The sequence below is a fragment of the Psychrobacter sp. bablab_jr014 genome (assembly GCF_016464015.1).
Taxonomy (GTDB): Bacteria; Pseudomonadota; Gammaproteobacteria; order Pseudomonadales; family Moraxellaceae; genus Psychrobacter.
Genome location: NZ_JACDXT010000029.1, coordinates 1 through 23,866 on the forward strand (window position 1 = coordinate 1; position 23,866 = coordinate 23,866).

14 protein-coding genes are annotated in these 23,866 nt (G+C 46.0%); 4 read left to right on the plus strand and 10 right to left on the minus strand.

Annotated features, from left to right (window positions below):
* Nucleotides 1-135: 135 nt before the first annotated feature.
* The 5 genes from JIE71_RS07575 to JIE71_RS07595 all read right to left on the minus strand — a co-directional run bounded on the left by JIE71_RS07575 (nt 136) and on the right by JIE71_RS07595 (nt 6,435).
* A complete protein-coding gene (locus JIE71_RS07575) occupies nt 136-1,323 on the minus strand; it encodes an ABC transporter permease (protein WP_199508129.1) in 1,188 nt (395 codons plus the stop codon).
* Nucleotides 1,323-2,597 (minus strand): ABC transporter permease, encoded by a 1,275-nt coding sequence (locus tag JIE71_RS07580; protein ID WP_199508130.1) that lies wholly within the window; start codon nt 2,595-2,597, stop codon nt 1,323-1,325. The genes JIE71_RS07575 and JIE71_RS07580 overlap by 1 nt, the downstream gene beginning before the upstream one ends.
* A gap of 3 nt (nt 2,598-2,600) precedes the next feature.
* Nucleotides 2,601-3,800 (minus strand): HlyD family secretion protein, encoded by a 1,200-nt coding sequence (locus tag JIE71_RS07585; RefSeq protein ID WP_199508131.1) that lies wholly within the window; start codon nt 3,798-3,800, stop codon nt 2,601-2,603.
* Between the two features lie 47 nt (nt 3,801-3,847).
* Complete coding sequence (locus JIE71_RS07590; protein ID WP_199508132.1) at nt 3,848-4,732, minus strand: YihY/virulence factor BrkB family protein; 885 nt, start codon at nt 4,730-4,732, stop codon at nt 3,848-3,850.
* 83 nt (nt 4,733-4,815) lie between these two features.
* Nucleotides 4,816-6,435, minus strand: coding sequence for a TolC family protein (locus JIE71_RS07595; RefSeq protein ID WP_199508133.1), 1,620 nt, complete (start codon nt 6,433-6,435; stop codon nt 4,816-4,818).
* Between the two features lie 212 nt (nt 6,436-6,647).
* On the opposite strand from JIE71_RS07595, the gene glpK reads away from it, so the two are divergent.
* From glpK to JIE71_RS07615, 4 genes are all read left to right on the plus strand, one after another.
* Nucleotides 6,648-8,210 (plus strand): glycerol kinase GlpK, encoded by a 1,563-nt coding sequence (glpK, locus tag JIE71_RS07600; protein ID WP_199508134.1) that lies wholly within the window; start codon nt 6,648-6,650, stop codon nt 8,208-8,210.
* 247 nt (nt 8,211-8,457) lie between these two features.
* Nucleotides 8,458-8,973 carry a hypothetical protein gene (locus tag JIE71_RS07605; RefSeq protein WP_199508135.1) on the plus strand — a complete coding sequence of 172 codons (516 nt, stop codon included), beginning with the start codon at nt 8,458-8,460 and terminating at the stop codon, nt 8,971-8,973.
* 306 nt (nt 8,974-9,279) lie between these two features.
* Entirely contained in the window at nt 9,280-10,299 is a 1,020-nt protein-coding gene (locus tag JIE71_RS07610; protein WP_206767372.1) for an endonuclease/exonuclease/phosphatase family protein, read from the plus strand.
* A 184-nt stretch (nt 10,300-10,483) separates the two neighbouring features.
* The gene (locus JIE71_RS07615; RefSeq protein ID WP_199508183.1) at nt 10,484-11,179 is read left to right on the plus strand and encodes a TetR/AcrR family transcriptional regulator; all 696 of its coding nucleotides are present in this window, start codon (nt 10,484-10,486) and stop codon (nt 11,177-11,179) included.
* A 254-nt stretch (nt 11,180-11,433) separates the two neighbouring features.
* Here the strand turns inward: JIE71_RS07615 and JIE71_RS07620 are convergent, their stop codons facing one another.
* The 5 genes from JIE71_RS07620 to JIE71_RS07640 all read right to left on the minus strand — a co-directional run bounded on the left by JIE71_RS07620 (nt 11,434) and on the right by JIE71_RS07640 (nt 23,572).
* Nucleotides 11,434-12,192, minus strand: a complete 759-nt coding sequence (locus JIE71_RS07620) for a hypothetical protein (RefSeq protein ID WP_199508136.1) — start codon at nt 12,190-12,192, stop codon at nt 11,434-11,436.
* Between the two features lie 44 nt (nt 12,193-12,236).
* Nucleotides 12,237-17,426, minus strand: coding sequence for an SdrD B-like domain-containing protein (locus JIE71_RS07625; protein ID WP_228284586.1), 5,190 nt, complete (start codon nt 17,424-17,426; stop codon nt 12,237-12,239).
* A 174-nt stretch (nt 17,427-17,600) separates the two neighbouring features.
* Nucleotides 17,601-19,700, minus strand: a complete 2,100-nt coding sequence (locus JIE71_RS07630; protein ID WP_199508138.1) for a hypothetical protein — start codon at nt 19,698-19,700, stop codon at nt 17,601-17,603.
* A 41-nt stretch (nt 19,701-19,741) separates the two neighbouring features.
* Nucleotides 19,742-20,206, minus strand: coding sequence for a hypothetical protein (locus JIE71_RS07635; protein WP_199508139.1), 465 nt, complete (start codon nt 20,204-20,206; stop codon nt 19,742-19,744).
* Between the two features lie 258 nt (nt 20,207-20,464).
* The gene (locus tag JIE71_RS07640) at nt 20,465-23,572 is read right to left on the minus strand and encodes a DUF11 domain-containing protein (RefSeq protein ID WP_199508140.1); all 3,108 of its coding nucleotides are present in this window, start codon (nt 23,570-23,572) and stop codon (nt 20,465-20,467) included.
* Nucleotides 23,573-23,866: the final 294 nt, after the last annotated feature.

The window sequence follows — 23,866 nt, forward strand, 5'->3', positions numbered from 1 at the left end:
CCTGCGGGCTGATGCTAAAATTGCCCCATACTGCGTTGCAAATCTCGCTAAGGCATCTGCATTATCGTCGCTTTGCGCCTTGTCTGGAACAATTTTAGCAATCAGCAGTGCCTATTTGCGAATGTTCAACACGCCCTAATTTATCTCATTTTTATCACCATTTTTAAAATGAAGACACGTCCTAATACGCATCCGCCAGCACAACAAAAAAAGCAAAATAGCATAACCTAGCCACAGTCCCATCAGAGTATAAAATCCACTCGCTACTTGCCCAACCGACGCACCCATCTGGTTCAGTTGTACAGAGGTGTTGATTCCTGGTGTGGTTGGCACCAGCCAGCGTATCTTTTGCAAGATATCAGGTAGTTGATGGGCAGGCCATGGATAGCCGCTGACAAAAAACAGTGGCAACGAGCTGAAAATCAGAATCTGTAAGCCGCGTTCACGCTGGCGAAACCACAGCCCAAGTAAACAGCCTAGCGTGGCTACAGTAGGACAAAATAGTGCCAAAAATAACAAACTGCCCAGCATATTTGCGCCGCGTGGATAATGATGCAGCTCAAATGCCCAGCCGTAATAAAAGCAGCCCACTACAAAGCTGATGGTACTCAATGCCAGTATGCGCCCAAGCCAACCACGGATGCTGATCAAATGTTTCCGTTTTTCGTACCATGTACCGACCAGCATGGCCGTCGCCATGAGTAAGGTCTGCTGTAAGATAATGATAGAGACCGCTGGCACGACATAAGCGCCGTAACCTTCAGTGGGATTATAAAGCGGTATGATTTGTAGCGGAATGGCTTGGGTGTTTTTGGTAGCGGTCGGTAAATAGGCGCCTTGTGCCACGTTTTTTTTCACTTCAATACCTGCCGAAACAGTACTGACCGCTTTTACAAAGCCCAGCTGTACATTTTTGTTTAAAATCAAGTAGCTCCCGTTACCTAGGACGCTGACATGAGCCGCTTTGCCCGAAATAACTTGCTGCTCAAGGCCGCTAGGTATCACCATGTAGCCTGCAATGTCGTGGGTCCACAGCGCACGCTGTGCTGCTTGTTCATTGTTAAAACGCCGAGCGTCCAGCTGCGGACTGGCATTGATATAGCGGGTGATGGTCTGAGATATATTGGTATTGTCAGCATCAATGATACCTACAGGCACATGGTTGACCACCTCAGATGAATACGGCCATGGATAAAAAAAGCCATAAATCACAGGCGCGATAATCAACATCAAGACCACGCCTTTGTCCATAAAGATATCTTGCAAGGTATGGACAAAGCCCTGCCAGATCGTTGCTTTTGTATGATTATGATTATCTGACATCAGCGCGCCCCCCAGCGTTCAGGGTGCGTGAGCGCACGTTTGGTCAATACGGTCATTAAAAGTAGTGTAACAAGCGCGACTAAAGATAGGCCATAGAGGATAGGTAGCGATATCGCAAGTGGTGCGCGCATCTGTAGCTGTGCGATATGCAGTTTGAGATAATGAGTAAGGGGCAGTATGTCTGACCAGTGTTTGGCACTGTCACTGATAGCAATATATGGAAAGGTCACACCTGCAAAAGCGTAAGAAGGCGCGGATATAAATCCTGTGGCCGATAACCCCATCCGCAAGGAAAACGCACCTAGAGTAAAAATAGCCCCTAAGAAAAAAGACAACAGCAATAAGACAACCAGTGCTGCATAAATGGCAATCAGCGAGGCACAATGAATGTCCTGTCCATAGCTGGCAAGCCCTAATGCCAGTGCTGCCCAGACACTATAGGCCAGTATGGGCCAGCAATACTTACCCAGCAAACCAAAGAGCAACATCAGCATAGAAATGTTGTCCATATCAGCTGGCACAGACGGTGTTGGTTTATGATCTGTCGCTAATGATGCGTTCTCTTTGGTCAACAGGCTAGGGTGGTCTGTATCAATAAAACGATACCAACGGCCAATCTGTCTGTCACGCAGCTCACGTCCGATGGTGGTGGCACCGATGACCATAGCTAGGATATGCAGTAGCGCTGGAATGACTGTCGATGCCAAAAACTGCTGATAATTGGTTGCCGCATTAAACAAACTGATCCGCTGGATACTGATGGGTGCGTAGTTGATTATCGCTTGTGAGCGTGCCATACCTTGCTTGACTAAGCGCTGTACTTCTGCGCCAGCAGATAGGGTGGCGACGACCGATTGGACGCTTTTTTGAATAATGCCAGAATGCGTGCCGTATTGAGCATTGACCTGTAAGACCAGCGGTGTGGGTTGACCTCTAAGTAAGTTATGTGAAAAGTCTTCTGGAATAACGACAACGCCATAAATGTGGCGCTCAAGCATGGCCTGCTGTGCCTCTATTTGGCTGCTATAACGTGTGGTGACGCTAATATCAGGACTGGCGTCCAAATAACGTACGACAGTATTGGCCATTGGGCTACTGTCATGATCAATCACACCAATGGGTAAGTCTGTGATCTGAGTGCGCGAAAATATCCACCAAATCAGTAATACCGTGACCAGCGGTATCCAGAGCACCATTGCCAAATCCCAAGGGTTTTTGCGCAAAAACCGCCGCTCGTAAGCTGCACTACGCAAAAAAGCGTGTAAATAAGACATGCGCTACTCTTGCGGTTGCTTAGTGGTGGGAGCATTGATAGTGACGACCACGCTCATGCCTGAACGAATACGCGCATCAGGTGTACTGGGTCGCGCTTTAATCTCAAAAGTACGCACATCAAAGCCATCATCATTGTTGGTCGGTCGCCATGTGGCAAAATCTGACAACATTGATGAGGCATAGACCGTAAACTGTTTGGTATACGGCTTATCAGGTGTGGAGAGGGCGGGAATGGTGCCCCTAAATTGCTGACCAATCGCAAATTGGTTCAGGTATGTCTCAGTGACGTTCAGCACCACCCATTGGTCGCTGGTATCTACTAGGGTCAATATTGGTACGCCTTGACCGATTACTTCACCAACATTAACGATGACATCATCAACCACCCCTGCAATTGGACTTTTTAAGTTGGCTTCTTCTTTCGCCACCAAGGCTTCATCAAGTTTGGCATCCACTTGGGCGACTTGTGCGCTGGCTGCTGCTTTGTCTTCGCTGCGTGTACCTTCCATGGCGATTTCGTATTGTAGCCGCGCCGCTTCGGTCTGGTCTTGTGTGGCCAGATAGTTGGCATAGGCTTCGTCACGTTTTTGCCGCGCCATGAGTCCTTCTTCATACAGTCGATTGATACGGGTATAAGTGTTTTCGGCCAAATCTGAAGCCGCTTTATTGGCTTGCCAAGCTGCTCTCGCTTGCGCTACCTCTTGGGGGCGCGCCCCATTTTCAGCTTTATCCAGTTGGCTTTGTGCCATCTCCTTACCCGCACGCGCTTGATTGACTTTGGCATTAATCTCAGGAGAGTCCATTTCAATCAACGCTTGCCCTTTACTGACCGTATCGCCTTCTGTGACCATAATATTGGCGATGCGGCCAGCAACTTTAGCGGCGATAGAGGTCTGCTGCATTTGCATCTGTCCTTGTAAGGTCACAGTCTCAGGCGCACTATGCTCATCACTTTTAAGCAGTCCATACGCAATGATGGCAAGGACACCGAGGATTAATAGTGTGATGACAACTTTTTTGATGAGCGCAGGCTTTTTGTTGGCAGGTGTGCGCCGATAGGTTGCAGATGGCGCATCATTGTTTTTTGTAGCATGATCAGGCGTGTTTGCTGCGTTGTTATCTTTGGGATGCTCACTGGCGACAGAATCAGGCGGTAGGTTATCAGATAGAGCGCCGTCAGTAGGGTTGTTTTGGTCTGTCATGACAGTGAGCTTCCTAAAACAGTAAGGTTAAAAAAAAGGGTTAAAAGTTAATACACACGCACCGCACGATACTTGTCTTTATGAAGCGCCTGTGAGTTAAAAATAGCACCGAAAGCGACGATAAAAGCGGAGTAATACAGCCAAAGCATAATGACTACCGCTGCAGACAATGCACCAAATTCGGCGCTGTAGTTGTTAAAATTTTGCACATAAATTGAAAACAATATCGACAACACAATCCACAGTACCGTCGCAACCAAAGCACCAGGTATCAGGCGTTTAAGCGCAACCGCGCCGCGATTCGGCGCTAGGCGATACAGACCCAAGTAGCTCAAGAAAATGATGCCTGCTAATATCGGCCATCGACTCCAAATTACAATCGTTTCTGCCACTTTAGGAAAAGGGAAAAAATCTGCAGCAACAGGAATAATAGCGATGGAAGAAATGGCAACGATTAATACCACCACGGCCAAAAAGGTCAGAATAAGCGCGCGAATGTTACGCTGTATAAAGCCGCGCTCTTCACTGATATGAAAAGCGAGATTCACCAATAGCATGAGCGATTTAACGCCCTTTGAGCCAGCATAAAGTGCCAAAAATGTGGATATCAATAAGCTAAGGGTCAGTGTAGACTTGGTATTGGACACCAGCTCATCTAAGCGCGAGCTGAGAACCTCATAAACACCATCAGGAATATAGGGCTGTAAAACAGCAACTTGTTGTTGCATCTCAGTCGGTGAAAAGAGGAGACCATAGATCAGGACAAACACTGCCATAGCTGGAAAAATAGATAAAAAGCCAAAAAAACCAACGCTGGCACAGTGCGCCCAAATATTAGAGGTATTGGCACTGCGCCATGCCGCTAATAATGGTTGTATTCCAAAAGCTGATTTATCAGGCAGGTGTTTCATAAAGCTGTTATTCATAGTCATTTTAATCGTGTAGTTATTGGTCGCTTTATGATAAACATTATGGCCGCCTGTTTATATAGCTTATGACGGTTCATACACACTTGTTACTTAGTGTATAACGTTGGCAGGCGAATATCGGCAGTGTGCAGATAATCATTAAATGCCAGCGGTGTGCCGCAGCTTTGCATCAATGCCGCCAGCGACTGTACATACTGATTGGCGGCTTGGGCTTGTTCGGTTCGCGCCTTGAGATATTGGGTTTGGGCTTGCACCACATCGACGGTCGTATTGACGCCTTCTTGCAAACCTAAACGGCGCAGACGCAGCACCTCTTTGGCCAGATCGACATTGCTCTGTAGCGCCTGATAGCGTGACTGTGCATTATTGACATCGTGCCAATTTTTTTCTACCAACAGCAGTAGATTGTCACTGACTTCAATTTCGGACAAATCCGCTTGGCGTATTTTTGCGGTGCTCGAGGCCAGCATGGCATTTTTATCCAATCCGCCCCACAGTTTCCAACTGGCAGACACGCCTGCAACCCAGCTGGGATCTTTTTCGACCTGACCGTAACCGTAGAGGAGCACTGTGGGTTTATACCCGGTATCAGAGAGCGCATGCAGCTTTTGGGCTTGTGCGCGTTTGGCAGCGACTTTTTGTAGACCAGGATGATGACTCAGTGCCAAATCTTGAAAATAACCGACATCTGGCAGAGGCTTGCTAGAGACAAACAGTGGTGTGGTCGGCTTAATAAGATAGTCGGTGCGCAGCAGCCGTTGCAGTGCAATCATAGCCAAACGCGCTTCGCCTTTGGCATTAATCGCTTCACTTTTGGCATCGGCCAGCGCAGACTGTGCCTCTAGACGATCGACCCGTGCGATAAACCCTTCTTCAAATAGCCGCTGTGCCATATGGTCGGTTTGCTGTAGGGTATCATAAGCATCTTCACGCAGATACGCAGCGATAATAGCCAGCTGTGCATCAAAATAGCGTTTGATGAGCGTGTTATATAGCTCGTTGGTGTCCGAGAGATTGTCAGCGATGGCCTCTTGAGTACGGGCTTTGGACAGACCTGTCAACGCCTGACTGCGCCCTGCTGTATAGATAGGCCATACCATACCGATACCTGCGCTACTTGTGGTACCTGAGCGCTTAAAGTCATAAGTATTGGGTAACTGCTCATCAATCATTTGACCGAAATCAGGCAGCGCTGGCGTCTGTGGTAGGGTGTTATTAAAGTCGTCTAAACCATCTACAACCTTGCTTTTGATTGAAGACAGGTCAATATCCTGTTGTACAGTGTAGGCATTGGCTGATACACGGGCAAACACAAAGGGATCATCGATAGTTTCGGCCGCTTTTGTTTGATAATCACTTGCCGTGATTGCCGCTTGATTGGCGGCCAGTTTTGGCGAGACCTGTGGTAACAAGTCTTGCGCTTGTTCTAATGTTAAAAAACTATCTACGGCGATAAAGTAGCTGTCATCGACTGTTTTATGCGTCACAGGGTCAGTCAAAGTGCTCAGCGTGGGTAGATTAGGGTATGCGGGGCTTGAGATCGTATCAGTCGCGGACTCAGAACGGACGGTATCCACAACGGGTATTGTCTCACGGTGATCTGTAAGGCTATTGGCAGCCGCTGTGCTGGCCAATGCCATATCGTCAAAACCTAATAATAAAGTTGCCATCACCGCAAGCGACAAGGGCAATCGTACACGCTTCATAAGACATTTCAGCCATCAAACAAGGAAGGCGGTAGTAGCAACACCACCGAGCAGGTTTATACTGTAGAGCCACCATTAAAGTAGGTCAACACTTACTATTGTCTGGCTATTGTGCGGTGCGTCGTTGCATCACTGGCCGCTTTGTGCTATATCGCACTATGGGCGTTGAGTGACGCCGCCATTCGGATTAGGACATCAATAAGGAGCCGCGCATGTCAGGATATATTCTTGCCCTAGACCAAGGTACCACTTCTAGCCGTGCCATCTTATACGATGCGCACATGCAACCTGTCAAAATGACCCAGCGTGCCACGCATTTGCACACCCCGCAAGCAGGCTATGTGGAACAAGACGCCAAAGAAATTTGGCAAACGCAAATCAGCTGCGCGCACGACGTCATCAATCAAGCAGGATTGCTGGCAACCGATATCTCAAGTATTGCCATTACCAACCAGCGCGAGTCTATCGTGATATGGGATAAGCAAACGGGCAAACCGCTTGCGTCAGCCATTATTTGGCAGGACAGACGCACTGAAGCAGACTGCCAAAAAATGGCTGCAAATGACTCTGTAGAAGACGTGCAAAGTATCACAGGGTTGCGCCTTGATGCCTACTTTAGTGCCAGCAAAATTGCGTGGCTGTTACGGCACCATCCCAATCTTGAAGCGCGCGCCCAAAAAGGACAGATTGCCGTCGGTACGATTGATAGCTGGCTTATCTATCAGCTGACAGGCGGTGCGCATGTCATGGACATCACCAATGCGTCCCGCACCTTATTGTTTGATATTCATCAGCTCGCGTGGTCGGACGTATTGTGTGCGCGCTTTGATATTCCTATGGCGATGTTGCCTGAGGTACTGCCGTCAGACGGTGACTTTGGCAAAACCAAAAAAGGACTGTTTGCTAAGCAAATCCCGATTCATGCGGTGCTCGGTGATCAGCAGGCCGCGTTGTTTGGTCAAGGCTGTCTTGAGGCAGGTATGGCCAAAAACACCTATGGCACAGGCTGCTTTATGCTGATGAATATCGGTAATGCACCAAAACTTAGCGAACACCGCTTGCTCACCACCATCGCTTGGCAAAAACAGCCCAGTACTGCCCGCGAAAAATCCTCTTTAGAGCAGTTGATGCACACAGGCAAGCGTATGCTGCACGGCAGTAAGACTAAGCGAGAGGCGACCTATGCGTTAGAGGGCAGCGTATTTATGGCGGGCGCGATCGTGCAATGGCTGCGCGATAATCTTGGGTTAATAAACGACAGCTGTGACATTGAAGCCTTAGCCAATGACGTTGACAGTAGTGAGTCAGTGGTTCTGCTTCCTGCCTTTACTGGTCTTGGCGCACCGCACTGGCGCTCGGATGTCAGTGCCAGCATTAGCGGTATGAGCCGCGGTACGACCAAAGCGCACATCGCGCGTGCGGCTTTAGAAGCCATTGCCTATCAGACCTATGATGTGTTGGTCGCGATGCAAAAAGACAGCCCTCACGCATTGACCGAGCTGCGCGTCGATGGGGGCGCTGCCAACAATAACTTACTAATGCAGTTCCAAGCAGACTTATTGGGCGTACCTGTACTTCGTCCAAAAGACGTTGAAATTACGGCTCGTGGTGCTGCTCTGCTGGCAGGTTTAAAAACAGGACTTTATGATGAGCATGTTATGCGTGACTCTTGGCAAGTCGAGCGTACTTTCGAACCGACGATGAATGCTGACATTCGTGAGCAACACCTGCAAAAGTGGCAACATGCGATCGATTGCGCACTCAACATGAAATAACAACTTATAAATGCTGCGTACGGTAAAGATAAGCCACTGTCATTTAGATACACTTTATAACCTAAGCCAATCATAATACTGACATTAATTACAGAACCTGCGTGGCAAGCGTGGAAATATTCATCATATACTTTAACCGTGATATGCAGTATCTCAGTACAAGAATACAAATACAATAATAGATGCCAAATGCGTTAAATGACTCGTTTATAGAGTGAGCGATAATGGCAATTAAGGATGAATAATCATGAGTAAGTATGATGATATCGATCGTGACGAAGTAAAACATATGTCAAAAGAAGCAAAAGAAGACTTAAATGCCGACATGATTACAGGTGAGCCAGGCTCGCACCCTGTCGGTACAGGTATTGGCGGTGTAGGTGGCGCAGCTGCGGGTGCTGCTATCGGTTCAGTTGCAGGGCCTTTAGGTACATTAATTGGTGGTGCTGTAGGAGCGGTCGTGGGTGGGGGTGCAGGTCATGCTGCGGCAGAAGCTATGGACCCAACGCACGAAGAAGCATACTGGCGTGCTGAACATGCCAATATGTCCTATTACAAAGCAGGTCACGACTTTGACCGTGACTATCATCCAGCGTATGCAGTAGGTTATGCCAATCGTCCGCATTACCCAGCGGATGCCAACTTTGAAGACCATGAGCATGACTTAAAGCGCTCTTGGGAAGAAGTGAAAGGCGAGTCGCGTCTAGCATGGGAAGATGCGCGCTTAGCTTCACGTGATGCTTGGAATCGCGTCAGCCGCTAAGTATTACTATTAAAATACAAATTAATCCGTTCTAACTGGATGGTTTGCATAAAATGATTAATACAAACTATTGTTTATAAAAATAATAAAAGACTCAAATTATGTTATATTAAAGCCACCAAGGTTATATATTGGTGGCTTTTTTTTGTCGTAATGTTTTAATATTGTCGATAAATAAAATCGACTATAATCAATAACAAATCTACCTAAATCTAATGTGACTCAATAAACACAAGGCGCACATTGAATGTAAGCGTTTAGACCCAATATATGGCACAATCAAAATAATAATAGGCATTGATAAATATGCAAAATAAACATCGTAATAAGCAGTTTTATATTGCCACAGCAAATTTATTAAACTTTGCCAACCCTGAGCGTGTTTATTATGACAATGCGCCTGCGTACAGTCAGTCCGAATATGCGCATAAGTTAAAAGGACTCAGTGCCTTATTAACGAATGTTAACGCTGATATTCTGGCAGTGCAAGAAATCTGGGACACGGACGCACTTGTTGCTTTGGCAGCCTCTTTAGGCTTTGATGCGACTCAGGTAACAGCACCGATGGCAAGCAACGACCCAAAAAGTCAATATACGCAAGGACGTGGCGCACAGAATACACCTGCGGTAGGTATTATCAGCCGTTTTCCTGTGCTTGAGACTAAATTGCTTGAAGATATTGCGCCGCAAGCTGTGGTTGATGTGCCTGATATGGGTGCACATACACGCTATCAGCGTCCGCCGTTACTTATGCGCCTTGATATACATGGTCAGTCTGTAACCGTAGTGACTGCGCATTTAAAAAGTAAGCGGGCTTATTTTTTACGTGACGCCTCAGGTAATTTATTAGAAGATATGGATGACCCCAATATTCGTGTCCGTGCCAAGCTGCGTAGTCTGTGTATGCGTGCAGCAGAAGCCGCCTCAATACGTATTGCTATTATGGCGCGCTTAAATCATACCAATGAGCCACTGATTTTGCTCGGGGATATGAATGATGTGACAGGTAGCGTGACCACGCAGTTGATGGCAGAGACCGAAGAGGTGCATTATGATAAAAGTATCCGTGATGTGGCGCTTTTCGATGCTGCACGTATCCAAAGACGTTATGGTTGGATGAAAGATGTGGCTTATACGCATATTTATCAGGGTATGCCTGAGGTAATAGATCAACTTTTTGTGTCAGAAGAGTTTCTATTAGACAGTAAGTTTGCATTGGGTCATATTGAGCGAGTAGATTATTTTAATGATCACTTAAAATGGGATTATGCTGATAGAGTTACTGACCACGGTATTGTCAAAGCAAAAATCGTTTTGAACGATTGATAAAGTAAATTATTATTTTTACCCATCCCACGCCCCTTGATTGATGATGTACAAGTGTTTATGATGCGTCTTTATTTTTTATTAGATGATAATGTCGCTGGCAGACTGGCTGTTATTGGTCGCATTAACATGTAATAAAGACGACAGTAATTAAGCAATAGGGCGCAACACTACGAGGTTTATGATGAGCGAATATAAAGACGAAAAAATCGAAGATATTTTGGTCGATTCTGAACTGGCAAAACAGCTGGTACCTAATAAGTTTAAGTTCACCAGCCAGCAAGGACGTGCGCGTCGTCAAAAGCTACTGATGGGCGCTAAAAAACTGAGTGAAACCAAAGCGATTAATGACATTAGCTTGGCTGATGTGTGTGAAGAAGCGGGCATTCCGCGTGCCTCTGCGTATCACTTTTTCCCAAATGTAGAAGCGATTTTCTTGGCATTGCGCTTTTTAAATGCTATTGAAATCTTAGAAGTGTTAAATACGGTAGAAACGGCTGATTGTGATCGCTGGCAGGGTTATCTGACGGCTTTGATTGAGCGCTGTGTGTCGATTTTCCACAGCGACCAAACCAAAGCCAAGCTGATTTATGACACCAACACCCCAGACTTTGAAGGCGATAGCTTCGGTGAAGATATCGACCATCAAATCGTTAAGTTGGTATACAAGCGCTTGGCTGAGCGTTATGAAATGCCACGCTATGAAGACATTCAAGACACGCTATTGATTGCACTTAGCATCATTAACGGCGTCTTTACGCTGTCTTATCGTCAGCACGAGCGCATCACTGACAACTATCTGCAAGAAGCCTTAACCGCGTCTATCGCGTACTTGCGCTGCTACTTGCCAGAAAAGCTGCCACGCAAAAACCGCGCATAAGCAGAGGCAATAAAAAAGCTGACAGTAAATGTCAGCTTTTTTTATATTTGTAATTCAGTAAAAAGGCAGTCATTAAAGACAAAGGTTGCGCTTAATGATAGCAATCAAACCAATAATACTCATAATAAATACTTAGTGACAATAAGGTTTTATATCGCAATAAAGTATTCGATATTTCTATATATAAAAATGCTGAACCAGTAATATTTGTCTATATTATTTAAAGTTTAGCGTTACCTTTTACTCAATAGCACTTATGGTAATCGAGGTAAACGTTGTCCGCGACATACGTCCTCTTGGTTATCAAGTGGCAGATAAACCTGATAGTAACGCTGTATCAAATCTGATAATAAAGCGCTGTCATCAGGATAGTGATTACGGTACGCGGTATTGGCTTGCATCAAATAACGGCTTGCCATGCGAAAATGTGAGGTGGACTGACGCCAGCCGTGCGTGCATTGTTCTGTACCTGCCCAAATTAAGGACACTTCTGCAAAAGCCATTTCGCGTGGCGTCAGGGCATTAGCCCCTTTCTCTTGTAGCGCATTTAAATACGCCCACAAATCAGGACGCATCAGCGCTGAATGAGAGGGAACGTCCGTAAGTATGTCAGCTGACAGTTGATTGCTTGCCAGCTGATCGATAAGTGTATACGCATTTTGCCATGCAATGTCTTTGCTGGCAGCACGACTGTTCATGTGGTACTCATAATTGGCGTAAGTCAGCCAAGCAAGCGCCTTATAAGCGGCATGCAGTTTAAGGTTATCACCAGTCTGCTGATAATCAGTAATATGGCTGTCCAAGGTCTGTTTACAAGCTGCGTAATAGGCAGCAGAAAAGTCAGGAGTATTGGCGGCTTGTTCTGGGCACGCAGGCATATAGACAGCAGTGCTAGCGGCAACAGGTTCGGCAGCCTGAGTGGTACTGGCAGTTGCCCACAATGCGATAATACCCACGCCCAATGCGGCAAGCGGACGCGCTGTATGCAATGTCAAAGGGGTAGGTAGCATCATCAAAATAACCTTATATCAAAGGGTTGAATAAAGACGCCCAGCCATTATTGTTGCGCGATAATGTTGGCTTTACGGGCATTTTTATTGGCATCATTTTTCTTAAACAGATTTTCATCAAACTTAAAGCGTAAGCGGACATAGCCCCCTTCTTGGGTATCGTCATCATAGGCAATATCGTCATCTTTAAAGCCCATAAAATTATACCCTGCAGAGACCCATAAATTGGTTATGGGGCTATAGCCGACTTCTGCGCCTAACATGTGGGTGAAGTCATCGGCTTGCTGATTCCAGTATGTGCCTGCTTGCAAGCCCACATCCCAACGCTCGCTGATGTCGTATAGCCCGCGTACGTAAGCAGCATGTGCCATATTGCTATCGGTCATACCGTCCGCAGTATACTCTGTGTATTTGCCTGCGTAGTGCCCTGAGAATGTCCATGGGCGTGATGGGTGATAGTTACCACTCCATGACCAGACCACAGTGTCTTTTTTGTATGGATCTTCTCCTGTCGCATTGTCATCAAAGCGATATTCAAGTTTGGTGAGCATGTCGAGCTGATTGCTATCAGCGTCACGATACGCGCTGCCAACTTGGAAGCGGTTAATGGTACGGTGACCATCGTCATAATCAACGCGAGAGTAGATGTCTTTTGCAAGTAAGGTGATGTCGTCGTTATAGCGATAAGCAACGCCAGCACTACCAAGCAAGGTATCACTGGTTTCGCCCCAACGTTTTTCCAGACGGCCAGAGGCTTTGTAGTTTTCTTTGGCTAAGTATTCAACCCCAATACCTGCTGCAGTTGCGGTCTTGTCGGTATCGCCTTCTAAAGATTCAATACGCTCAAGTAAGGTATTGATGGTCAAGCCTTCTTGTACTTGCCATTTGTTTTTTAGACCGATAGCGGCTTCGGCCTCACGCGCACTGATGGCATCACGAGCGCGGTATTCGCTATAGACTTTACCATTTTTTAGGTAGTTGGCATCAAAACCGATAACGGTACGCTGACGCTCATCCGTATCATCAAGACCATAACTGCCTGAAAGACTGTTGATAAGGTCATGGCGGGCGTAGAGTCGACCAAGTTTACCAAGCGGCGCTTCGCCACCGATAGAAGTCGCATTACGGGAACTATGGTTAATATCTTGCTCGTATTCTGCAAAGACCAGCGCATTACTTAGCTTGGGAAGGCGTGCAGTAATACGAGCATTGGCGGTAACGCCTTCGATATCTTCAGTAATACCGACGTTACTGTTTAACGCCGATTGATTGATAATGTCATCATTAAAAGCAGTGTCATCGCCAATGTTAACAACGTCGGTGGCGCCTTGAATGGCACGTGATGAGCCGCCTGCGTCTTGACGATAGTAGCGCATGCCAATTTCACCAGTAACATTCTGAGTGAGACGCTGTTCAACGGTGGCTTTAATACCTTGGGTTGTGTTGTCTGTGCTGTGCTCGTTAGTATAGACACCTTCAACTTTCAACGCTGTTTTTTGATTGCGCAGAATACGTGTGACTTCAACGCCTGATTCGGTGCGGCCAGCAGTCAGCGGCGATGCTCCTGTGACGAAACCTGTGTCCGCATCATGATAGTACGCTTTACCTTTGGTGCGTTTCTTATCGTCGTATTCTAGCTCGACACGCAGCGCATCACCTTTGACTGAGGTGTCTGTCAATTCGGTGGTGTTAATCTGATTGCTGGCGCTGTAGTCAGGATTTTCCGCACGATTCTTAGCATATTCAGCAATCAGCTTTAGCTTGTCATTGATATGGACGACGCTATTGATGCTGGCGAGCTGTTCTTGGTTATTTGGGTCATCACTATACACATAGCTACCACCAACCGAGACTTTTTTGTTCAGTTGCTGCTTTATAGCCACACCGCCAACCCAATAGTTTTCGCCATTGGTATCGACTTCGGTAGTCACGCGCAGATAGATTGGGTTGCCATCAATATCTTGGCTCGCAATCGGTGCTTTTAGATATAAGCTACGGCTGATAGGATCAATCTCATAATCGGTAAAACGTGACAAAGTCTCGCGCTTAACGATTAAACCTGGATTGTCCGCATCACGCGTAATCACTTCGACGGTTTCTGAGTTTTCGAGTACGGCGTCAAAGTTGTTACCAAGTGGGTATGGGCCTGAGATGCCAAGGCCACGGGTTTCATTGACTTGCTGCGAGGTTGCTGTTCTGGCTGCAAACGTCGTCACGCGCGTATTGTCATCTTCATACTGCGCTTTTAGACCTGTCAATGTACGGTTGTATTGACCCAGCTCAATACCTTCATCATTGTCAATATGGGTTTTTAAGTCGCCATACATGGCGAACGAGCGGCCTTTATCTAGGCGTACATACAACTTGCTAGTAGACTGCGCGTCGAAGCCCTTGGCCGAAGCGTCACCATAGACGGGATAGTATTCACCAGGCTCGATATCACGGAACAGACGTTCGCCTTTTTTGTCGCTGTCAAAAGACAAGGTGAGCAGATAATCACCACGTACTTTGCCTTTTAAGAACAGCGCGGCACGTCCTGACGCTGTGTGATTGTCATCCCCTGAGAACGCGTGCAACTCTTGTTCAAACGCACCTTCGCCATCGCTGATTTTACTGCTGTCAAAATCGCGTAGGGAAATATTGCCCTCAACAATACCAACCGCAATCAATGGGCGCAGTTTTGCCGTGAACTGTAGCGGAATGACTTTTTTGGTACTGCCAGTATTAACAACCAACTCGCCCTGTCCTGGCGCATTAGGTGCTGTTACAGGAACCAGCAGCTCGCCACCTGAAATGATAACTTGCGTGCCTGGTTGATCTTTGCTGGTGTCAGGTAGGTTGATCGTACCAATAGTGGTATCGATCGTGACAGGCATAGACCCGATATAAGGTAAGCCGTTTTTATCTTTTAGGCTGACAACCACTTGATATTCGCTAACGCCATCGGCTTGTACTAAAGCGTCTTGAGTGCGATAGTCAATACCTTGCAAGCTATCAGGCGCAATGACAGTGACCGACTGTTCAGACACCACTTTACCTGTGGCATCTGTTGATACGCCACGCAAGGTATTTTTACCACGCTGCAATTCGACAGAGTAGTAATCAAAGGCAGTCACCTGCTGCTTTTCTTGCTCTGCGGTTTTACCGATATGGTCTTCTGAAACCGCTTTGCCATTAACGTATAAGGTAAAGGCAGCACCAAGTGGCGCTTGTACTTGTACCAGTTGCTTATGGGTATCTAGCTGCTGATTGGCACTTAAGTTTAAAAATGCCACATCATTGTTTGGAACTTGCTTTAGGTACTCATCGAGCAGTACAGGTTTTGGCTGCGCAATTTTATTGATTGTTAGGCGAGGTGTGTTATTGGCAGTAAGACGATCATCAAGCACGATTGCTGAGTCACAGTTACTGTTACCGTCAATCATACCGTTGGCTTTACAGCCGCTGGCGTCCACGTTGTCACTGGTATCGATATCGTAGTCTGGCTCTAGTGGCAATTCGCTTTTAATGGCTTGCTCTAGAGCATCGTTCTTACGGGCAATCGTTTTTTTGCGTTCAAGCAATACTTGGTTTAGTGTCTCTGGCGCATCGCCCAAACCTCCAACGATAGCAAAGTCGGTACGGTGCAGCTCACCATAGCGCACATCTGCAAACGCGCTGCCTGCATCGCCTGCGTTACGATTGCTTTGGGTAATCAGTTCTGTACCAGCTGGCAATGTGGTGGTATCGACTTTTAGAACGTGTGTTTTGGCAGAGACACCATAGAAGTTGTATTTGCCTTCACCATCGGTTACGGCAAAGTTACCGTTTTCCATGTAGACGCGCACGCCTGCCACACCCAGCTCGTTGTCTTGTTTTTGCTGGATGCCATCACGATTGATGTCGTGGTAGATTTTACCGACGATGACGCCTTTATCATTAATAGCGCCACGACTGACATCGACTGCCCATTCTGCTTGTCGTGAGGTGGTTGGTTGATTATTACCACCGACATTATTGACAGTAGCAAACGCACGATTGACACCGTCGCCCGCCAGTGCTGATGCGCCGACCAAAACACGATAAGTAATCTCGCGGCTGCTGCCTTGTGCCATATCGCCAAGGCTTAATACATGATATTTACCTGACGTTTTAAATTCATTACCAGTCAGGCTGTCAATCGCGATGCCATTTTCGCGTTGACGCACGCTGCCTTTGACGTACTCAAAGCCACGTGGCAAAGCGTCTTTTAATTCAACATCATAAGCGGTCGCCGCGCCGTTATTGGTAACAGTGATACTATAGTTAATATAGTCACCAAGCTCAGCGGTTTTAACATCGCCTTCTTTTTTAACCTGTAAACTAGCCTCGTTATCAACGATATTAATTTGGCTTATTAAAGACTCATTCACTGTGCCTTCTGGTGACAAACAAGCGACCAACTTGGCTTGCAGAGTATCATCAGCCAATGTTTGAATAATGTTGTCATCAATGGCATTGGCATTGTTTTGTGTTGGTGCAGATAAGCGGTATTTCCCTGTGTTGTTGCCTGTTTCAATACCTTTTAAAGAATAGGTATCGTTTGTCTTAGATGAAGTGATAGTAACCAAAACTTCATCGGGTTTGTCTGCTTGGACATTACACGCCGCATAGCTGGTCTCAATATAGACGTTATTACTGATTTGAGAGTTTTGCGCATCGTCCTGATAGTTATCATCGGTAAACCGAATGCCAGGAGCAACCACGACTAAGCTGTCGGTCACTGAGTCAGTAATCGAAGGATCTTCAAGTACTGTCACCCCAACTTTGATTTCAGTACGTGTACCATCAGCAGCATTTTTATCAGTGATTGCTTGAATCAGCAAATCTAAGCTTTCACTTCGACCCAGTTTGATTTGGTCAAGACCTGTGATAAGACGGTCATTTGCGTCAATAACGCCATTTTTATTGAGGTCTTGATACACCTCAAAGTTTGATAGGCTGCTTGGATAGTCAAAGGTTAAATTGACGGTGACGGTGTCATAACCTGTATTGGTGATGGTGTTTTTCCATACGATTGTCTCACCAGCCATGACAGTCTGCTGGCTACCACCACTAAGAGAGATGCCGTACTGCGCTACGTTTGCTGTTTGTAGCTGTACTGTGTTCGATGCCACGCCAAAGACGGTTTGTGTATCACTGATGGCATAGCGTGCATCCGCTGTATTGTTGATCGTATCAACAACAATAGGGGCAGCCAATGCAGAATGTGATTGCATAAGCAACATAGCCACTGTCAAAGCAGATAGCTTGGGTGCTAAATGAACAGACGGGACAATGCGGTTTGATGTCATTATGCGTGCCTATGCAATCAAATCAAAAAAAGCGTTTAGGTTTAGAGGCGTATCTGCAGTCTGAACTACAGACACGCCAACATGGAAAGTTAATCAGCCTTATGGTGTTGTAGAACCATCAGGGTTGATCTTCACAGCAAATACCATAGCAGCGTATTTCTGTGGTGCTAGAGTCGTTACGGTACCGCTGATAGCAGAGCCATCATTGGTTGCATTATAGGTGTTGTTTGCAGGCATTGCCGTTGCGTTTGCGACGTTGTCAAGCTTGATAGCATAAGCAGGGGTCGTGCTGCTGTCCAGTACAACTGCTTTGTTATTAAAGCGGTCGGTCGTATCGTTGACCAACACGTTGTCAAAGCTAAAGCGTGAGTCTGTATTGGCAAACTGGTTAAACGCAGTAATTTTGTACACGATACAGTCGCCTGGCTTGGCTGCTACTGGTGACTGGGTAAACGTCAAAGTCGCTGTTGCTGAACATGAGGTGTTCAGTGCTTGCTCTTTAACCAAGCCTAGACCTTTGACAGTCGTGGTGTTCTGTACTGAACGATCACCAACTGATGGCGCATCCTGACCACCAACCACAAGGGTCACGGTTGTGCTTTCCGTTGAGCCAATCGCTGCCCCTGTTGATGCGACTTGGTACTGAATAGTGACTGTTGAATTTGGTGCCATGCCTGTCCACGCAGGCGCACCGTTGACTGGTGTAGCTGTAGATAGATCGTAGTCGCCATTACCATTTCTGATGACACTGTAAGTTGCATTTGGCGTCGCTGGATTGTTGTCTGCATCATAAACAATCAAGACACTACCATCGACTTGTGCGATTTTGTCATTCGCGCCTTCGGTAATGGTAAATTTGATTTCACCTGCTTGATCACCTTCAGTCTCTTGACCTGTATTTTTAATAACCGCGGTTTGAGTAACTTGTGTACCTGCAGTCGTGGTGGTCGGAATCTCTTTATTACTTGGAGACTCAATGTTGACGGCACGTTGGTTGGCAACCAAAGGCGATGCCAAATCACCACCAACACCGTTGTTCGCTGTACCATCAATAACTTCGCTGTCATCGGTTGATGGATAGAAGTTATCGGTATTTTGGTTTGAGTCTAATGGGTCAGTGGTGTCATAAATAACCTGACCGTTACCCAAATCAAGATTTAATACGGTATGACTTACTGTGCTCTTAGGATTGGCAAGCTGTTCTTCTGCATCTTTTTGCACATCAAAGGTGATGGTTGCTTCTTGACCTGGCGCTAGGTTTAGTAAAGTTACACGTACGCTGTCTTGTTCAAAACCTGTACCTGCACCATTAGTGCCTGCAGTGATGGTAGCATTGTTACTGACGCTTAGGTTGGGCTGTTCAGCCAGACGCAAGCCTACTGGTAGGTTGTCAAATACGACAATATTATTAGCAGTTGTGGTGTAAGCGGCGCGCTCATCGTTACGAATCGTAATGGTATACGTCACTTTCGACGTTGGGTCATTTAAGTTAAGTGTACTATTTGGCTTACTGGTAATCTTAAATACAGGCACTTTCGTGGTACTGTTGTTGATATTGGTCAAAGTCGCCTTGGTATCATCTGCAGTACTAAAGAAGGTACTGACGGCTGTCAAGGTTAGGTTTTGTGTATCACCACCGACATTGTCCGAGGTTTTTGCAGCAATAGAGATGTCGACATACTCATTTGGCTGCAAGCTGACCGTACGGTTTTGGAACTCAGTACCTGTAACCGTTGTGGTGCTCTTTTGCGTACCGTCTGCATTATAGATGACATAGGTAACATTACTGTTAGCCAAGTCATATGCACCGTTGCCTTGCGGGTTGCCTGGGATATTGCCACCTTGTGATAGGCTCAGAGTGTAAGTATCTTGAACGTTACCTGAGTTGGTTAAGGTATGGTTAAAGGTCACTACACCTTTAGGCGTAACGGCAAGCCCTTTGTTATAGTCATCAGTCAGGTCGCCATCATCGTTTTTCGCAACAAGGCTAAATGCTGCGCTTTGTGTGATGTTCACGGTGACTTTGTTTGACTGTACAGGATTCTGCTCGATACCCGCGATGCTATACGTTGCAGTCGCAATGTTGTCAATAGTCGGGGTAGATTCGGCTGTTGACTTGGCAGCATTGGCAGACGTGATGCCAAGCGCGGTAACAATACCAGCGGCCAATACAGAGTATTGAAATAAACGAGGTTTCATAGGGTCATCTCCTAAATGAGCGCAATGAAAAGTGAGAAAAATTAATCAACAACGGTATTAAGTGAGACATCGGCTGATTTATTCGCTGGCAGCCACTTGATGTTCCAGCGTAACGCTTTATATTCTGATAAAGGCACTTTAACCAAATTGCCGTTTACCTTACGCATCAAAGGCATATCTGCATAATTTTTACCATCAGTACTGGCTTGTGCACTTGCAGGGTAAGCTTCGCCTGTAAAGGTCATGTTTGCAGGGATAGGTAAGGTAACTGCCAAATCGTTGATGTTTTGGCTCGTGGTGTTGATATAGGTTGCCTTATACTGAATAACCGAACCTGCAGGTGCGGTACGTACAGGTAAGTAGCTGACTTTGCCGTCTTTGGCTTTTACTACTTTATTTGCAGTAAGATCCATCTTTAATGCATCCGCTGCGGAGGCACTGCTCATAACCAATACACTGGTGACAGTAGCCAGTAAAAGGCGACGTAATGATTGAGATGACTTCATATAGAACTCCTTGTTTGCATACTGCATGTAAACATTGACCCATACTTCATATCAAGGTTGCAGCAAAGAAAACTTTTGTTATTTTCTGTATGCCAGATTGTAAAAGCATTATTGCAGAACGTAAATAGTAACGCAGCAAAAAGTGGATAAAAGGTCTATTAAAGCGCACTAAAGGCAGCGCCTTAAAACTCTCTTGAGTTTTAAGGCGCTAGAGATATATTAAATATTGGTAAGCTATTGAAATGACAAGGTTTATTACTATGGCGCAGTCGGTGTGGCGCCGTATTTACTGTTGAAATATAGTGTTACTTTGGTCGGGGTAGTTGAACTGGCAGATACCTTATTTAAAGTAAACTTATCTGACACAATCGTGCCATTAGCACCCATGACGGCAGAGTTGTTACTGCTACTATATAACGTCGTTGGATTGCCGAGGGGTTTTGGTAAGTGAAATACCGAAACGACAGGTGTCTTTTGTAGACTGTCTCTGATTTGGACATCCAAGATATCAATATGCCCGCGGTTAAACGCATCAATCTTGTAGGCGATACAATTACCAGGTTGTACGTTGTTGGCAGGATTGATGCTAAAACCTGTCATCGGGTCATTGGTATCGGCAATACTGGTATAGTTCAGAGCAGCATTACAAGTATGTACGTATTGCGACTTTCTGAGTACAAGGGCGGCATTTTGTGCTCTTAGCTCGCCAAAGTCCATGTTACGCGTGACATTACCTGAGCTGTCTTTTAGCGTCTTGTATTCATACGTGCCTGCAACCAAAGTAATCTCGCGACTGTCAGCGGTTGTGTCGATCGTAAATTCCCAGTTGCTTGGCTCAGTCTCAATCAAGCACACTTTGGTTCTACCTGCAAGCGTACTGGGCAACACTTCAAAACGATACTGACCCACAGTACCTGCAGTGCTTGAAGGCACTTGTGGATTGGTGTTGGTTGAGGCAAGCAGGTTGCCGCTACAGTCGGTCAAGCTAACCTGCAGACCGCTCACAGAAATACCACTTTCATTACTATCAAACACGCCATTAGCGTAATTGGCATTGCCTGTGAAAGTTGACGATACGTCATACTGTGTGGCGCTGCTGGCAGTAATGCCGCCATTATCATTAAACACATAGCCTGTAAAGCTGTACTTGGCAGGCGCGTTGGTAATGGTACAGGTAATCTCGTCACCAAAAGTCACGTTCGATAAGGTAAACGAGCGCGTTTTGGTTGTAGCGTTATAAGTCATCGCTGATGTTGGCATGATGGTAGTGCTGTCTGTCGCGCTGTTGGTACATGTATATGTGGCGTCATAGTTTAAAATGTCGCCATTGTTTGCACTGTTAACGACCCGTTCACTAATGGTATAGCTGATATTCTCAGCCAAAGTTACTGCGCCACTAGAGCCATTAGTAATGGTTTGACCTGTACCTGTGGTCTCAAAACTACTGACCACAGTGCTGCCATTATTCACACTTATTGCAAATTGATCGCGGTTGCTTGAGGTGTCATTAGTACGTGTGCCTGCTAAGTTTTTATTGACAATCACCTTTGGTGGCGCAAGACAGAAGTAAAAGTCGGTATAACCCACGGCGTGCGGTGAATCATATTGCGTATAAGCGTTACTGTGTACGAGACCTACAGTGCTGCCTGATGGCTTGTAGCCCCAAGTGGCATTAATCGGACACGAGTTGGGGGTATCACAGTTGAGACCCAATATTGCGGTGACAATATTATTTGATCCATTGAGAGTGTGATACTGCGATTGCGCGTTTAATATGCCGCCTGAAGCTGATACGTCGGCGCGCTCTTGATAAGGATATTGGTTACTGCCGTTGCTGGTAGAGTCCAAATCCTGCACCACATAGCCCATCTTTGATACCGAGCGGTTTACTTTGATATTTAAAATATGATTGCTACGTGCTGTAGGAGAGTTATGAAGGATATTTAATGCCCCTGCTGTCGCATTAGGAATATCGCCATAAAAAGGCGAGGGCGTTGAATACTGAGTGTATAAGTCAAGGACAGAGGCAAAACTGATGGTAAAGGTTTTTGGTCCTGTTGTGTCATTAAAGTTATAAGTGCGACTGAGACTAGCATTACTCCAGCCTGTCAAGCCAGTAGAGCGATACGCCCCACTTGGTGGGTTCGCGCCGACATAGTACATACGATGTCCAGCAGGACAGCTGGCAGGCGTTGCTGAAGTACCCCCATCAAATGGTGGCGTGACTGTATTGGTATCGGCCGCTGATTTGGTCGCTAATACAGAATGACTGATGGCTGCGGTATTGGTGACGCTGCCACCTGCGGCCGCTGTGATTCTGGCAGGCACAACAATGCTATAGCTTCTACCAACGCCAAGTGAGGCAATAGTAAAGCCTGAGGCCGATTCTAACTGGCTGACAGTGGGCGCTGTGCTACAAGTATTGGTGGCGTCGCTGGTGTCACAGGTGATACCTGAAAGCTTACTGATACCCGTTGCAACAGGGTCTTTTAGCACCACATTACTAAGGGTTCTACCGCCTGTATTGGTTACTTTGATAGTATAGGAGGTATTGTTGCCACTACCAATACTGGTTACGCCATCGGTTTTGGTAATCTCATAAGCGTCAGGTAAGTAGCAGTAGTTGTCCACACGGACATCAACTTCTTGGTTGGTCGGTCTGGTGACAAAGCGTGTCGCGTTGGTATAACGGACAGTCACGCTACTCACAGGCTCAGAGAACTGCACAGAGCCTTGGCAAGTGGTGTTCAAATCTTTTGCAGTGCAGTTAAAGCTGTCATTGTTTAGCAGTCCATTATTATAGCCCACATTAGAGTCTGCAATAAACTGAATACTGCCTTGGATGGTACTGCCAGTCTGCGTCGTTCCTGTGATTTTTAGATAATCATCAAACTGATTATAAATGTTGTTTGAGATATCAACATCAAAGGCACTGAGCGCAAAATTGGTCAGATAGATGGGCTGCTGATTGCTACTATTACGAAACGTCAAAGAGATGTCTGTATAGTCGTTCACACTTGGGAAAATGCGCGCAATATTAAACGTGTCATTAATAGCACTAAAGTTGCTTTTGATATTGGCTGTGCTAGATTCGGTGACAGCAACGCGCATTTGTAGAGGAATCGCGCCTGCTGCGTTACCATTGACATTAAAAAAGCTGCCTGAGTTTTGGTTATTGACTAGGTTTGTATAGTCGCTATTGGTAAAGCGCCCTTGAGCATAGTTTGCAGGACAAGTAGCACCAGGATTACTCGCTGCTGCCCATACAGATTGCCCAAAGCCGATTATCATTACCAAGCCGAGTAACAGACGTATGCCAAGTTTGACCGTCTGTACAGGTAATAATAAATGTGACAGCTGATGCATAGCAGCACTCCTAAAAGACAAATATCATAAAACCAGTACAAGGATTAACTGATTATATACAAAATGTTTATTTGATACGATATTAAGCAATAATTAGGACAAAAACCAATACAATGTTATTAATGGTCGGTTTTATCAGACCAACTGCTTGTGATAAAACTTGTACGAAAAAGCATAAGGAAAAGTAGAAGCGGCACTATGAAAAACGTATGATAGGAGTCGTTGTCATATGACCGATAATGACTTATGAAAGGTTATTTTGGTCTGAGCATACACGATATTTTTTTACAAAAT

Excerpts from the sequence above, each read along its gene's own strand:
- JIE71_RS07580 (WP_199508130.1), bottom strand. The coding sequence starts at position 2,597 with ATGTCTTATTTACACGCTTTTTTGCGTAGTGCAGCTTACGAGCGGCGG.
- JIE71_RS07585 (WP_199508131.1), bottom strand. The coding sequence starts at position 3,800 with ATGACAGACCAAAACAACCCTACTGACGGCGCTCTATCTGATAACCTA.
- JIE71_RS07625 (WP_228284586.1), bottom strand. The coding sequence starts at position 17,426 with ATGCAATCACATTCTGCATTGGCTGCCCCTATTGTTGTTGATACGATC.
- JIE71_RS07605 (WP_199508135.1), top strand. The coding sequence starts at position 8,458 with ATGAGTAAGTATGATGATATCGATCGTGACGAAGTAAAACATATGTCA.
- JIE71_RS07615 (WP_199508183.1), top strand. The coding sequence starts at position 10,484 with ATGAGCGAATATAAAGACGAAAAAATCGAAGATATTTTGGTCGATTCT.
- JIE71_RS07630 (WP_199508138.1), bottom strand. The coding sequence starts at position 19,700 with ATGAAACCTCGTTTATTTCAATACTCTGTATTGGCCGCTGGTATTGTT.
- JIE71_RS07640 (WP_199508140.1), bottom strand. The coding sequence starts at position 23,572 with ATGCATCAGCTGTCACATTTATTATTACCTGTACAGACGGTCAAACTT.
- JIE71_RS07590 (WP_199508132.1), bottom strand. The coding sequence starts at position 4,732 with ATGACTATGAATAACAGCTTTATGAAACACCTGCCTGATAAATCAGCT.
- JIE71_RS07620 (WP_199508136.1), bottom strand. The coding sequence starts at position 12,192 with ATGATGCTACCTACCCCTTTGACATTGCATACAGCGCGTCCGCTTGCC.
- JIE71_RS07635 (WP_199508139.1), bottom strand. The coding sequence starts at position 20,206 with ATGAAGTCATCTCAATCATTACGTCGCCTTTTACTGGCTACTGTCACC.
- JIE71_RS07575 (WP_199508129.1), bottom strand. The coding sequence starts at position 1,323 with ATGTCAGATAATCATAATCATACAAAAGCAACGATCTGGCAGGGCTTT.
- JIE71_RS07595 (WP_199508133.1), bottom strand. The coding sequence starts at position 6,435 with ATGAAGCGTGTACGATTGCCCTTGTCGCTTGCGGTGATGGCAACTTTA.
- glpK (WP_199508134.1), top strand. The coding sequence starts at position 6,648 with ATGTCAGGATATATTCTTGCCCTAGACCAAGGTACCACTTCTAGCCGT.
- JIE71_RS07610 (WP_206767372.1), top strand. The coding sequence starts at position 9,280 with ATGCAAAATAAACATCGTAATAAGCAGTTTTATATTGCCACAGCAAAT.